General features: G+C 69.3%; 6 protein-coding genes. 5 read left to right on the top strand and 1 reads right to left on the bottom strand.

What is annotated here, in order from left to right; genetic code table 11:
* Position 1: 1 nt before the first annotated feature.
* Positions 2–2,149 carry a helix-turn-helix domain-containing protein gene (locus tag ACZ3IG_RS00745; protein ID WP_467427740.1) on the bottom strand — a complete coding sequence of 716 codons (2,148 nt, stop codon included), beginning with the start codon at positions 2,147–2,149 and terminating at the stop codon, positions 2–4.
* Positions 2,150–2,567: 418 nt separating this feature from the next.
* Here ACZ3IG_RS00745 and ACZ3IG_RS00740 point away from each other — a divergent pair, with 418 nt between their 5' ends.
* The 5 genes from ACZ3IG_RS00740 (at position 2,568) to drmB (ending at position 14,614) form a co-directional block, all read left to right on the top strand.
* On the top strand, positions 2,568–2,765 hold the full coding sequence (locus tag ACZ3IG_RS00740) for a hypothetical protein (protein WP_467427738.1): 198 nt from the start codon (positions 2,568–2,570) through the stop codon (positions 2,763–2,765).
* Positions 2,766–2,860: 95 nt separating this feature from the next.
* The gene (locus ACZ3IG_RS00735) at positions 2,861–7,612 is read left to right on the top strand and encodes a DEAD/DEAH box helicase (RefSeq protein ID WP_467427737.1); all 4,752 of its coding nucleotides are present in this window, start codon (positions 2,861–2,863) and stop codon (positions 7,610–7,612) included.
* Positions 7,609–9,513 (top strand): UvrD-helicase domain-containing protein, encoded by a 1,905-nt coding sequence (locus ACZ3IG_RS00730; protein ID WP_467427734.1) that lies wholly within the window; start codon positions 7,609–7,611, stop codon positions 9,511–9,513. The genes ACZ3IG_RS00735 and ACZ3IG_RS00730 overlap by 4 nt, the downstream gene beginning before the upstream one ends.
* A complete protein-coding gene (locus ACZ3IG_RS00725; RefSeq protein ID WP_467427733.1) occupies positions 9,510–12,752 on the top strand; it encodes a helicase-related protein in 3,243 nt (1,080 codons plus the stop codon). Before ACZ3IG_RS00730 ends, ACZ3IG_RS00725 begins: the two co-directional genes overlap by 4 nt.
* Entirely contained in the window at positions 12,749–14,614 is a 1,866-nt protein-coding gene (drmB, locus tag ACZ3IG_RS00720) for a DrmB family protein (RefSeq protein ID WP_467427731.1), read from the top strand. The genes ACZ3IG_RS00725 and drmB overlap by 4 nt, the downstream gene beginning before the upstream one ends.
* Positions 14,615–14,620: the final 6 nt, after the last annotated feature.

The raw sequence follows: 14,620 nt of genomic DNA, 5'->3' as shown, positions 1-14,620 counted from the left end.
CTCACTCCCCTGAACCGGCACGGAGTTCGAGAACGAGTCGCGTGTACTCGCTGCGGACCGGATGGCTGGTGGCGTCGGTGGACCCCTGGAACACGGCTCGGCGGGCACGGGGTGTGAACCGGAGCACTCCGTCCTCGACCTCGCACCCCTCCACGGCGGTCAACTCGGCCCAGTCGAGCCTCGGCCTGCTGCCGGACCGGACGTCCAGGAGGACGACCGGGCTCATGGCGGGGAGTTCGTCGGCACGCGGCAGCTTCACCTCTGCGGTGATCTTCCACTCCCCACCGGCGCCGATCTCGGCCTCCAACCCGTCCAGTTCCGGCAGGGTGGGACCGGCGGCCCGCTTGGGAGGGGTGGCCTTGCGCTGGACGGTGAGCTTCTTGCGCAGCTTGGCGCTCTCCTGCGAGCCGGCGCTCCTCGGCCGCACCACGAGTTCCTTCACGGCGGCGTTGACCTCGGTGGTCAACCTGGAGATCCGATGGTGCGCGGTGTGCGACCAGCGGAGAGTCAGCTCCTCGGTCTGTCCCCATCGGTCGTGCTCGGGCGGCTCGGCCGCGCGCAGGAACTCCTCCGCCTCCCGCGCGAACGGTGCCGCCTCCCCGGCGGCATGTCCGACCAGGAGCACGGCCTGGAACTGGTTGACGCCCAGGGGCAGGCCACTGACCCCGGCCTTCTTGATGGTCATCCGGTTGCCGCGCAGCGAGTGGACCTGGTTCGGTACGCCGTCCTTGTCCTCCGCTTCCGTGACCAGCAGCACCCCTTGGTGCGTCCCGAGCGTGCCCCGACGTCCTCCGCTCAGGGGCAGCCGGAGCGGAACCGTACGGAGGGCCACCTGACCGGCCTGGGTGAGCCGGTCCACGGTCGTCCCCTCGAAGAAGGCCCGCAGCGCCCGCGTACGCGACGGCTGCTTGTCACCGGGGTCGACCGTCTCCTCCGGGACGACGACCTCTCCGTTGCGCAGGGTCCGGACGGACGTTTCCAACAGCGGCAGTCTGCTGCCGCCTCCTGTCATGGCCGCCCAGAAGTCGCGTCCCAGCGCCTCGACCAGGCGGTCGTGCATGACCTTGATGTCACGGGTGCCGTCGTCCTCGCTGCCGGTCTCGTCCTCGTCGACCGCGGGATCGGCTTTCTCGGGGGCCAGGCTCGCCACGTCGTGCGCCCCGACGATCAGGAAGGACGTACCCGGCTCGTCGCTGTCACGGGTGAGATGGAGCCGCTCCACCGTCTCCTCGTCCGCCCACCAGGAACGGACCACCTCGGCGCCGGGGGTCTCGGGGTCCGGGCGTCCCAACCAGGCGGGGCCGGCCCACTCCTTCCCGCCGACGGAACGCCAGGGGAGTTCGAGTCGCCCGATGACACGGCGCTCGGTGCGGCCCTCGTGCGGGACGGACAGCGTGGAGTTGATCAGGACCATGCCGAGTGCGCTGGTGGCCCAGAGGGTGGCCTTGCCCAGGCCGTACGAACCTCCGGCTCCGCTGCCCGACTTGAGGCTTTCCAGCTGCCGGCGCACAACGGCGGCGAACTTGCCGTCGCCGTAGTCGTCGCCGGTGAGCCCGGAGGCGTTGTAGTCGTCCACGCGCAGAAGGATCAGGCGCCCCTTCTCGAACATGTCCCGCACACCGGCGTCCACGACGCGTCCGACCTTCTGGTCGGCGGCGGACTCGGAGACCGCCAGGTAGTGGGGTTGGAGTTCGTCCCAGAGGATCGCGGCGCGGAACGCCTCCAGCGCCTCGCCGGTCAGCTCGTGGATCGTGTACCGCACACGGACCGGTCGCCCGTTCTCCACGAGTCGTTCGTCGAGGCTGTTCTGACAGGTCTCCCGCGCGAGCACCTGTACGTCCGCGTCGAAGGCAAAGGCGGCGGCGTTCCCACCGTCCCGTCCGCCGTCCTGGTAGCCGGGGCGGTGGTACCAGGTGACGGGAAGACCGGCCTGCGTGTCGGTGGTGCGGGTGTGAACGGTGCCCAGGTCCGTGCCGAGCGCCTTGGCGATCTCGCCCATGACCGTCGGACGCGGGACCGAACGCTTGGTGATCCACGCCGAGACCGCGGCCCGGGTGAGTCCCAGCTCCTCCGCCAGCTCGGCCTGCGTCTTGCCCGCGATCTTGAGCTGACGGGCCAGCCAGGGCCCGAACTCCTCACCGGCCTCCATCTGGCCTCCCGTTCCTCGCCGTTCCTCGTTGTGCTCAAGTCCCGCACAGGCTAATTTGACACGCGACGGCACGTCAACAGCCACTTGACGCGAGGCACCCTCGCTTCATCACCAACCTCCCTGCCCGCTTCGTCCGATACGCAGACCCGTGGGCGATTTCGAGCAGTAATACACCCGACGACTATTCCCAGACGCAAAATAAATCGCAAAGCGGAGTCGGTAACTCCCCTTAATCGGCGCGAAGTTGACGGTAGACACGATCGAGTGAACCCCCTAGGATCATCGGCGGCGGCACTGTCCACCTCACTCGGAACCTCCGTGTGAAAGGGCACATCCATACCCTTTTCCGCCCGCTCGACCTCGAACGCATCCGCGATACGGGGACTGTTGACCAGACATCGGAGACATCGACACACTCATGGGAGACCCTCCCGAGGAGGCGGACTCCTCGCACGACTTTCCCCCGTACTCGGGTCGCGAACTCGAGTCCATCTACTGGCAACTGTGCTCGGCCGGTTCCGAAGCGGAGAAGAAGCAGACCCTCACCCAGTACGGATTGACGACGGACGACGCTCGGGAGTTCTTCCGCGGCTATCCCGACTTTGACGACAACTGACCCGCAAAACACACATAACCGCAGTTCAGACCACTCAAGAGCGCCGCTCGACAATTTTCTCGGACCGTTGATCCCGCAGGAGAAGTGAGGAAGAAGTGTCCGCCCACCCGTCGCAAGTCATCCGTACCGTCCTCGAACAGTCCGCGCGAGTTCTGCAGACCTACGAGGTCGACCCGGGACTCATTCCGGAACACGCCAATGGCGAACGACGCATCACTCAGGGCGGATACGGCGACCGTCAGCTCTTCGAACTCGTACAGAACGCCGCCGACGAAATCGCCGCTCAGCCCGGTGGTCGTGTCCAGGTCGTCCTCACGGACACTCACCTCTACTGTGCCAACGAGGGCGACCCGATGACCCCCGAGGGCGCGGAAACCATTCTCCGAATGAGCATGTCGCGCAAGCGAGGTGGCCAGATCGGTCGTTTCGGCGTGGGCGTGAAATCCGTTCTGGTGGTCACCGACGCCCCTCAGTTCTTCAGCAGTTCCGGCTCCTTCGGTTTCGATCGCGAATGGGCCTTGAAGCAGATCCGGTCGGTCCCCGGCGTGCGGGACCGACTGGGCGACGGGTTCGAGGCCCCGGTCCTGCGCATGGCCCGTCCTCTCGACGCCGACGTCGAGCGCGCGCAGGACCCCGTTCTCGACGAGCTGTTGGGATGGGCCACCACAGTGGTCCGCCTGCCGTTGCTCCCTGGCGCCGCCGGCAGGTTGGCGCTCGACATGCACGGCGGGCGGACCACGGGCGGATCGGCCCGGGAGGAGTTCCCGCTCGGCTTCCAACTCCTGTCGCCGCACGTGGCGAAGGTGATCCTCGAGGACCGTCGGCCGCAACCGCCCGTGCATCGGGTGCTCACCGCCGAGCAGGCCGGTGACCTGCACACCGTGATCGAGGAGCGGACGGGGCGGACGACCACGAGCGCCCGGTGGCGTGTCTTCTCCGCGACGCACGAACCCGGTCCGGCGGCGCGGGCCGACGCCGGCGAGCTGCACGACCGGCTCGCCCTCGACCTCGCCTGGGCGGTCCCGGCGCTGGAGCGCGACACGAAGAGCGGGCTGTGGGTGAGTCCGCAGGCGCGCGGACGGGGTCGCTTCTGGTCCTTCTTCCCCACCAAGTACGAGATGTCCCTGAGCGGCATCCTCAACGGTGCCTGGAAGACCAACGAGGACCGGCAGAACCTGCTCGACTCCTCGGCGTTCAACGAGGAGATGATCAGAGTCTCCGCCGCACTGGTGGTCGACTCCCTCCCCCGTCTCGCCCCTGCCGAGGACCCCGCCGCCTATCTTCCGCTGCTGCCGGGCCGTGTGAAGGAGGCGATCAGTTGGGCCGACGCGTTCCTCACGGAGGAGATCTGGAAGCGGGCGGCGGCCCGTCCCTCGCTGCCCGATCAGGAGGGCGCGCTGCGCGTACCGACCGAGCTGCGCGTACCTCCTCGCCTGGACAAGGAGCGGAGCGCCGGTTGGTTGCGGATGTGGCACGAGTCCCCCGGCCGCCCGTCGAACTGGCTGCACCCGAGCGCCGAGGTCGACACCCTGCGCGCCGGCAAGGTCGAGCACGTCCTCGGCGCGGCCGGACACAAGCGGGAAGACGTTCGGGCCTGGCTGGAGGCACTGGTCGACTGCGGCACGGCCGAGGCCTCGGCGACGGCGATCCGCATCCTCTCCGACATGGTCGAGGCCAGGTCTCCGTACACCGAGGAGGCCCGCAAGGCGGAGATCGTGCTCACCGAGGAGCACGGCCTGGTCGCTCCGGTGCCCGGCCAGGTGTTCCGCCGTTCCGACGAGGACGGGCTGCGGGAGTCCCTGAAGTACGTGGTCGGCGAGATCGGTCAGGACCCGGGACTCGCCTCCGCGCTCAACGTCCTCGGCATCCGTGAGGCGGACGCCGAAGGCCGGTTCATCAGCGTCCTGGACCGAGGCTTCACGGGCTACGCGGACGCCGAGTGGGAGCGCTTCTGGGACCTGTTCCGCCAGGCCGGTGGCCGTCGGCTGACCCACACGGTCCTCCAGCACGTGCCGGACGCCCGCGAGACGCTGCGCGTCCGGACGGCGGACGGCAGGTTCCGCCCGGTGCGCGACTGCATGCTGCCGGGTGTCGTGGTCGACGCGGGACGCGAACCGAACATCGCCGTCGACACCAAGTTTCACTCCGACGACCTCGCCTTCTTCCGGGACATCGGCCTGCGGGAACGGCCTTCGACCTCGACGCGCCCGGAGGGCGAGGCGTGGTTCGAGGAGTACCGGGAGGCCGTCCACACGTCCTACTTGCGCACCCTGAGCCCTGGCACTCCCCGCCCGGCCCTGAACAGGATGAAGGTGGAGGGGTCGCCGATCGGCGGCCCGCTGCACTTCTTCCGGTCGCTCTCCCGAGAGTCCCGCGCGGCCTTCCTGCAGGCACTTCCGGACGAGGCCGTGGTGGACAACTGGACACGGCAGATCGGCGCCCAGACCAGTACGCGTCGCGCCGTGGTGTCACCGATCCGCTGGATGCTCAGGAAGTACGGGACCGTCTCCACCTCCAAGGGGATCAAGCCGCTGCCGGAAGCCGTCGGACCGCAGCTCGCCGCTTATCGGGACGTACTGCCGGTCGCCGACATCTCCCCGGAGAAGGCCCGGAAACTGCGGCTGCCGACCACCGTCGACGAAGTCCCGCCAGAACACTGGGAGACACTCCTCTCCGAGGTGACCCGGAGCGAGGACGACGCCTTCGTCGGCAACACCTACGTGATGCTGACGCGCTTCGGCGCGGCGTTCCCCGAGGACTCGCTGACCCGTTGCCGGATCGGGGACGCATGGGGCACCCGCCCCGACGAGGAGATCACCGTCGCGGTCGGCGCGACCGAATACCGGGCTCTGCGCGCGGAGCAGCTTCCCGCCCTGCTGGTGGCGACCACCGAGGACGCCGAGCTGATGGTCGAGAAGTGGACCATGAAGCGCTTCGCCGACGCCATCACCAAGGAGACCCGCGAGGTCTCCGACGGGGACCCGATCGCGCTCGTGGAGCTGTATCCCGCCCTGCGCCAACGACTCAACAGCGCCAACCGGAACACGGTGGTCCAGCGGTGCAGCGAGCTGGAAGAGGTGACCCGGACCGAGAACGGCATCAAACCCCGTCCCCTGGACGCGGTACGTCAGGGCGACACGATCAAGGTGCGCGTCCCCTCGGCCCCCGAACCGATGCTGCGGCTGATCGACCGGGAACTGGGTCTCGGGCTCGGCGCCGCAGGTTGCCGGGCGGTGCTCGAACACCAGGAGCGCATGGCGCGCGACAGCGAGACCAAGGCCGCGCTGAAGGCCGTCCGCGACGCCGAGGACGTCGTCGCCAAGATCGAGCTGCTGATCGGCGCCGAGGCCCTGCGTACCGGACTGCCCGACGGGCTGATGGAGGCCGAACTGCAGGAGACGGACGGCGCGGAACCCTCCGGTCACCGGATCGCGCAGATGGCCTTCAACGCGCACGGCGACGGCGTCCTCCAGCACCACGCACGCGACATCCAAGCGAGGTTCCCGAACGCCCCGGTCTCCTACGGGGGTTCGTCGGCCGCCGTCGCCTTCGTGTCCGATCTGAGGTTGCCGGTGGCCTTCGCCGGCTCCAGGACTCCGACGCCTCCGGCCTTCGAGACGGTGGACGGCCCCCGGGACTTCCCCCGGCTCCACGACTACCAGGAGGACCTGGTCCGCAACATCACCACCCTCCTCGACCGGCTGGCCCCGCAGCGCGCCATGCTGTCGCTGCCCACCGGGGCGGGCAAGACCCGGGTCACGTCCGAGGCCGTGATCCGCTGGGTGAAGCGCGTCGGCGATCTGGGCGGCCCGCTGCTGTGGATCGCGCAGACCGAGGAACTGTGCGAACAGGCCGTGCAGAGCTGGAAGTTCGTATGGAGCAAGGTCGGTGCCGAGCGGCCGCTCACCATCAGCCGGCTGTGGAGCAGCCACGAAGTGGGGAACGTCGTCGAGAATCCCCACCTGGTGGTCGCCACCGACGCCAAACTGGAGCGGTGTCTCGGGACCGACCAGTACGCCTGGCTGCGGCAGGCCATGCTGGTGATCGTGGACGAGGCCCACACCGCCATCTCCAAGCGGTACACCGAGATCCTGTCCCGGTTGGGACTCACCCAGTACGAGACCGGACGGCACCTCCTCGGCCTGACCGCCACACCGTTCCGCAACACCAACGAGGACGAGACCCGCCGCCTCGTCACCCGCTTCGGCAACCGGCGGCTCGACGAGGGTGTCTTCCCGTCCGGCGACCCGTACGGGGACCTACAGGAGTGGCGGATGCTCGCCCAGGTCGAGCACCGCACCCTCACCGGCGGCCGGATCGAACTGACCCGGGACGAGAAAACGCACGCCGAGCGCATGGCGATGCTCTCCCGCGCCGCCGAGCAGCGGCTCGCCGACGACCACGCCCGCAGCCGCCGCATCGTCGACGAAGTGGCGAGTCTTCCGAAGGACTGGCCGACCCTGCTGTTCGCCACCTCCGTGGATCACGCCAAGTACCTGGCGGCCATGCTCAACGACCGGGGCATCCCGGCCGCGGCGGTGGACTCCACCACCAGTGCCCAGGACCGTCGCCGGCGGATCGAGGATTTTCGCAACGGACGCATCCGTGTCCTCACCAACTACGGTGTTCTGACGCAGGGATTCGACGCTCCCGCGACCAGGGTCGTGGTGGTGGCCCGTCCGGTCTACAGCACCAACGTCTACCAGCAGATGATCGGGCGCGGCCTGCGCGGTCCCAAGAACGGCGGCAAGCCGACCTGCCTGATCCTCAACGTCGACGACAACATCGCCAACTTCGACACCCAGCTCGCCTTCACCCAGTTCGAGCACCTCTGGAGCAGAAAGTGACCGACGCCTATCTCGACAGCCCTCCGCTCACCGACGAGCAGCAGGCCGTGGTCGAGCTGCCCTGGCACGCGCGTGTACTGGTCACCGCCGGAGCGGGTGCGGGCAAGACGCACACCCTGGTGCGACGACTCGACGCGCTGTGCGGGCACGGGGACCCGGAGGAGGCGTTGGAGGCCGCCGAGATCCTGGTGCTCACCTTTTCCCGGGCCGCCGCCCGTGAACTGCGCGAACGGATCTCGCGTCACGGTGATCGCGCGCACCGGGTACGGGCGCGGACCTTCGACGCGTGGGCCTACGAGGTGCTCTCCCAGGCGCATCCGGACGGCGAGTGGGGCGCGGTCGGCTTCGACGAGCGGATCGCCGCCGCGACCCGGGCGATCGAGAAGGGCGCGCTGGAGGCCGGCGACGCCGTCCCGCCCGCGCATGTCGTGATCGACGAGGTCCAGGACCTGTTGGGCGGACGCCGCGAACTGGTCGAGACGCTCCTCGACCGGTACCAGGAGAGTTGCGGCTTCACCGTCGTCGGAGACGCCGCTCAGTCCGTCTACGGCTTCCAGATCGCGGACCCGGGCGAGCGCGCCGACGAGACCGGCCGGTTCTTCGACTGGCTGCGCTGCTCGTACCCCGACGACCTGGTGGAACTGCGCCTCACCCAGAACTTCCGGGCCGGTACCGAGGAGGCCCGGGTCGCGCTGGCGCACGGCCCCCGTCTCCAGCGGCTCACCGACCCGGACCAGGCGGCGACGCTCTACGACGAGCTGCGTGACCTCCTCCTGGACCCGACGAACGCTACGGGCGACCTCGGCGACGAGTTCACCCTGGACGGCCTGCGGGACCTCACCGACACGTGCGCGATCCTCACCCGTGACAACCAGGAAGCCCTCGTGGTCTCCGGCCTGCTGCACGCGCACGGCGTCGAGCACCGGCTGCGGCGCCCGCTCGAAGAGCGCCCGGTGCCGTACTGGGTGGCCGAGCTGCTGCGCGGCACCGAGGCGACCGGTCTCGCCGAGGACCGGTTCCGCTCCCTCCTCGCCGGCATCCCTCTGCCTCACGAGCCGAACACCGACGCCTTGTGGACGGTCCTGCGTCGGGTCGCGCGCGGGCCCGGACGCGGTGCACTCGACCTGGACCGGCTGCGCCGCGCGGTCGCCGACGGCAGGTTTCCCGACGAGGCCGCCGACCCGGAGACCGCCCGGCTCGTCGTCTCGACCGTGCACCGGGCCAAGGGTCTGGAGTTCGACCGGGTGATCGTCCTGGCCCCGCCGAGCGTCGCGGAACTGCGCAAGCGGTACGGGACCGAACTCGACCTCCCCGCCGAGGCCCGGGCGCTGTACGTGGCGATGACGCGGGTCCGGCACGATCTGTACCACGCGCCCCTTCCTGAAATGCCGCACTTCCGGCGGGCGGGACACCGGCGCGACGGCCGTCGCTACCTCGGGTCGTGGCGGTCGTACGACAGGTACGGGATCATCGTCGAGGCGGGCGACGTGTGCCGGGACAATCCCCCCGGTCACGAGGCCGACGCCGGCGCCACCCAGGCGTATCTCCTGGCACAGGTCCGTCCCGGCCAGAGGGTGGTCCTGCGCAGGCGGCACCACCTGCCGATGGGCGAGGCCCAGAGCCCGCCGTACACCCTGTTGCACGACGGGCGGGAGATCGGTGAAGCGTCGCGAGGGTTCCGCGAGGCTCTGTTCCAGGTGCAGAAGGTGAACCGTACGTGGGACCCCTGGTGGCCCGACGAGATCCACGACCTGTGGATCGACACCCTGGAGACCGTGACAGGCAGCCCGGCCGCCAGTGCCAACGCCGGGCTCGGCGAGCGGGGCGTGTGGACAGCCCCACGGATCACCGGCATCGGCCGGTACCGCAGAGCCGACGACAACGAGGAGCAGCGAGCATGACGCACGTGGCAGGCCGGCACTCCGAGCACTATCGAGTGCGGGACGAGGAGCTTCTGGTGGGGCTCCGCCGTGAGCTGTTCGGCCCCGCCGAGGACGCCGCGCCGGAGGACCGGGACGAGGTGCTCGCCCAGGACGCGCCGATCGACCGCTATCTCACCGGCGTGCTGTACCCGCGTGCCTCGAAGGAGCGCAAGGTCGAGAATGCGGCCGAACAGGACGGCCTGGACGCCGAGCCCGTACTCTCCCGCCGGGACGCCGAGGAGTCCGGCACCGCGCAGGAGGTCGGCGCCTCGGGGGACAGGCGGCCCTCGTCCATGGGCCTGACCTTCGCGGTCGACCCGACCATAAGCGGCACCATCGTGATCTCGACACGTGCGGCGATCTACGAACCCACCGACGCCGAGGGCAACCCGGTGGAGGCCCGCCGCGCCGAGGCCCGGACCACCGCCGAGCAGCGGGAGCGGTGGCGCCGCAAGGAACTCGATCTCCCCGACTTCGCGGTCGACGTCACCGTTCCTGACAGCGACAAGCGGAAGGATCTCGACGACAGAGCACGACTGCGCGTCAACGTGCGCCGTTTCGACCCGGACAGCAGCACGGTCACGATCACCGTGACGCTGATCAACACCCAGACGGTCGGCGAGTGGGACCTCCAGGACGCCTTCTCCCTGTTCCAGTGCCGTCTGACGGTCCGGGCCGCCGACGGCTCCACCGCCTTCGTCGAACGCCCGGCCCCGGCCGCCGCCCACGACCCGGAGATCGCCACCAGCCGGCTGCTGCACCGCCATGCCCCCACCTTCGCGGTCGGGCACGGGTGCGCCGCCACGTGGGACTGGAACCCCTCGCCGATAGGCGTGTCCGACGAGGGGAAAGCCGCGGTCACGGAAGTGCGCAGCGAGTTCGTGCCCAGCGTGGAAGTCCTGCTCACCGACTCCAACCCCGAGATCGACAGTTCGGCGCTGTCGATGTTGGGTCTGGCCGAGAAGTCCGACACCGAAGTCCTGGCTGCCCTGGAAGGTCTCGCCACCGGTTACGAACGCTGGATCGAACGGAAGGCGGCCGAGGCGGACGCGCTGGCGGGCACCCACCACGAGAAGCCCGCGCAGGATCAGGTGAAGGCCTGCCGCGAGGCACTCGGGCGGATCCGTGAGGGCATCGAACTGCTGGGCACGAAGCCCGACCTGATGAGGGCGTTCCGGCTCGCCAACCGGGCCATGGCCGACCAGCGCGCCCGTAGCGACTGGGTGAAGAAGGGGCGCACCGGCACGCCCGATCCGGCTGCCGGCAACTGGCGCCCCTTCCAGATCGCGTTCGTGCTGCTCTGCGTGGCCGGTATCGACGATCCCCGGCACGACGACCGGAAGATCTCCGACCTGCTCTGGTTCCCCACCGGTGGTGGCAAGACGGAGGCGTACCTCGGGCTGATCGCGTTCACGTCCTTCCTGCGCCGTATCCGCAAGGGCGCGGACGGCGGCGGTGTCACCGTCCTCATGCGCTACACCCTGCGGCTGCTCACCCTCCAGCAGTTCGAGCGCGCGGCGATCCTGCTCTGTGCCATGGAGCACATGCGGCGCCGCACGCCCGAGCTGGGCGAGGAGGAGTTCTCCGTCGGCATGTGGGTGGGCCGCTCGGCCACTCCCAACACGTTGGCCGAGGCGGGCAACAAGCTCGAGGAGCTGCGCGCGAACCTCGACAAGCGGCTCGCCACCGAGAATCCCGTCCAGTTGCACGCCTGCCCCTGGTGCGGGACCCGCCTCGACGCCCGGGACTACGAGGCCGACGAGGACGCCAAGCGGATGCACGTCCGTTGCCCCGGTGAGGACTGCGACTTCACGCACGGCCTCCCCGTCCACCTGATCGACGAGGCCGTGTACGCCGCGCGACCGACGCTGGTGATCGCCACGGTCGACAAGTTCGCCTCCATGCCCTGGCGGCCGGCGACCTCCGCGCTCTTCAATCGCGACGACCCGAACGACAGCACCCCTCCCCCGGAGCTGATCGTCCAGGACGAGCTGCACCTGATCTCCGGTCCGCTGGGAACCCTGACCGGCTTGTACGAGACCGCCGTGGACGCCTTGGCCGACCGTCCCAAGGTGATCGCCTCCACCGCGACCATCCGTCGCGCCGCCGACCAGAGCCGCCGCCTCTTCGCCCGCGAGGTACGCCAGTTCCCGCCCGCCGGCCTGGACTCCCGCGACTCGTGGTTCGCCGTGGAGACACCGCGCGAGGAGAAGGCGAGCCGCCGCTACGTCGGCCTTCTGGCCCCCGGCACCAGTCAGTCCACCCTGCTCATCCGCACGTACGCCACATTGCTGCACCGGGCCAGGCACGCGGACACCAAGGACGAGGTGCGCGACGCCTACTGGAGCCTCGTCGGCTACTTCAACAGTCTGCGACTCCTCTCCGCGGCCGAACTGCAGGTCCACGACGACGTGGTCGCCTACCTGGAGCTGCTCGCCGAGCGTGAGGGTGTGGCGGTGCGGTCGGTCGCCAACTACTCCGAGCTGACAAGCCGGATCGACGCCAGCGAGATCCCCACCCGCCTCAAGGGCATCGAGAAGAGGCTCCCCGACGAGGACACCGTGGATGTCCTGCTCGCCACCAACATGATCGCGGTGGGCGTGGACGTGGACCGCCTGGGGCTGATGGCCGTGACGGGCCAGCCGCAGACGACCGCCGAGTACATCCAGGCCACGAGCCGGGTCGGCCGCGCGCACCCCGGTCTGGTCGCGGTCATGCTCAACTCGGCGCGGGCCCGGGACCGCTCCCACTACGAGAGCTTCCAGCACTTCCACTCGGCCCTCTACCGCGAGGTCGAGTCCACGTCCGTGACACCGTTCTCCGCCCGTTCCCGCGAGCGCGGCCTGCACGCGGTGATCGTCGCGCTCGCCCGCATCCTGATCCCGGCCGCGCGGAACAACGAGGACGCCGGGAAAGTCGAGTCCTACGAGGACGTTCTCCGACAGGACATCAAGCCCCTGCTCCTGGAGCGGGTGCGTGCGGTCACCCCGGAGGAGGCCCATGCCGTGTCCGCCGATTTCGACGAGTTCGTCGAGGATTGGCTCAGTGAAGCCAGCAAGAACAGTTCCCTGCTGTTCGAACCCAAACGAGGAAACCGTGCCCCCTCGCTCCTGAAGGCGTACGACGACGAGTCCGAGGGCGCCGAGGCGTGGCCCACGCTGTGGAGCCTGCGCGATGTCGACGCCGAGTCCGCCCTGTTCATGGAGGGAACCCGATGACCCCGCCCCCCGCCCGCCGACGTCGGCCCGGAGCACAAGGCAACGCACCCGTCCGCACCCTTCCCCGACGCGGCGCGGTCCGTCGCGCCCAGGCGATCACCACGTACGGTGTCGGATCACTCATCGCCGTCGACCACGAGTCGTTCATCGTGTCCGGCCTGGACGAGGCCGACCGGAGCTGGAGCGTCGACGAGTCCCCTCGGATCTACGAACGGCGTCTGGCCCGTCTGCTCGGTGTGGACTGTTTCCGGCTGCCACCGGCGTCCGACGACACCAGCAAGGACGGTCTCAGGGTTCGCCGCTTTCCCTTGATGCACTCGTGCCCCGAGTGCAGCGAGTTGCAGCTCCATCGCGACTTCAATCCACCCGTCGGTAGGAGTGTCTGCGGCACGTGCGAGGTGGACCTTGTCCCCTCCCGTTTCGTCGTCGCCTGTGAGGCGGGACACCTCGGCGAGTTCCCTTACTGGCAGTGGGTGCATCGCTCGACCGACCGTGGTTCGGCGACGGCCGGAAGGTGCGGGGGCCGGCTCAGGCTGCGTACGTCCGGGCGCACGTCGTCGCTCCGCTCCATCCTCGTCTCCTGCACCTGCGGGAAGGCCCCCGAGGTCTCGATGGAGGGCTCCTTCCGCAAGAGCGCTCTCAAGGACCTGGGGTTGAAGTGCCGAGGCCACCGTCCGTGGCTGGGTACGTCCGCTCCCCAGCAGGAATGCGGGCTGCCCCTGCGCACACTCCAGCGCGGTTCTTCGTCGGTGTGGCAGCCGGTGCAGAAGTCGGCACTCTCCATCCCGCCGTGGAGCAACCGGCGCGCCGACCCACTGGCCGAACACTGGGATCAACTACGTCAGTTGCACAGCCGTGCAGAAGTCGAGATGTGTCTGAGGTTCGTCTTCAAAGGTGAAAGCCCAGTTCCGGTCGACGAGGTCATGGCGCTCCTGGACGCGGAACGCGAGGAGGACCCGGACGGCGAGGAAGCTCCCACCTTCGACCACCGCTACCGCGCCCTGCGCAACAAGGAGTACGAGCGTCTCCGCTCCGGCAACGACGAGAGCGAGCACTCTCGGGACGAACAGTTCATCTGCGAGACCCCCCTGGGTGACCAGAGCGTGCTCGGCACGCTCGGCATCACCGGTCCGATGCTGGTCAAGAAGCTCCGCGAGGTGCGCGCCCTGAAGGCGTTCACCCGGCTCGTCGATGCCGAGTCGACGACCGACGCCAAGGAGATGCCGCTTTCCGAGACTCCTCTGCGCTGGCTTCCGGCCATGGAGGTCCGGGGGGAGGGAGTCTTCCTGCGGCTGGACGAGGAGCGGCTCGGCACCTGGGAGAAGGCGCCGGCGGTAGCCGCCCGTGCCGAGCGGATACTCACCGCTCACCAGCGGGTCCTGGAGGAACGGGCCGACGATCCGAGCAGGGCCGTGGCCTCACCGGTCACGCCGCGCATGGTGCTGCTGCACACCCTGGCCCACGTCCTCATCAACGAGTGGAGCCTGGAGGCGGGCTATCCGGCCGCGTCCTTGCGCGAACGCCTGTACGCCGCCGATGACATGGCCGGAGTGTTGATATACACGGCGACGAGCGACTCGGCGGGCAGCCTCGGCGGTCTCGTCGCGCAGGGCGAACCGGAACTGCTCGACCGGACGGTGCGATCGGCCGTCCGCCGTGCCGAATGGTGTTCCTCCGATCCTCTCTGCATGGAGACCGAGGCGTCCGGCACCGGTGGAACGAACCTCGCCGCCTGCCACGCCTGCGTGATGCTCCCCGAGACGAGTTGCGAGCACAACAACATCCTGTTGGACCGCGCGCTTCTGGTGGGAACGCCGGACGACCCCGATCTCGGGTACTTCGGGTCCCTCCTCGAGCACTGAGGCACC

Source organism: Streptomyces sp. NPDC016677 (assembly GCF_055562815.1).
This window is presented reverse-complemented; position numbering and strand designations above follow the sequence as displayed.

Excerpts from the sequence above, each read along its gene's own strand:
- ACZ3IG_RS00745 (WP_467427740.1), bottom strand. The coding sequence starts at position 2,149 with ATGGAGGCCGGTGAGGAGTTCGGGCCCTGGCTGGCCCGTCAGCTCAAG.
- ACZ3IG_RS00740 (WP_467427738.1), top strand. The coding sequence starts at position 2,568 with ATGGGAGACCCTCCCGAGGAGGCGGACTCCTCGCACGACTTTCCCCCG.
- ACZ3IG_RS00725 (WP_467427733.1), top strand. The coding sequence starts at position 9,510 with ATGACGCACGTGGCAGGCCGGCACTCCGAGCACTATCGAGTGCGGGAC.
- drmB (WP_467427731.1), top strand. The coding sequence starts at position 12,749 with ATGACCCCGCCCCCCGCCCGCCGACGTCGGCCCGGAGCACAAGGCAAC.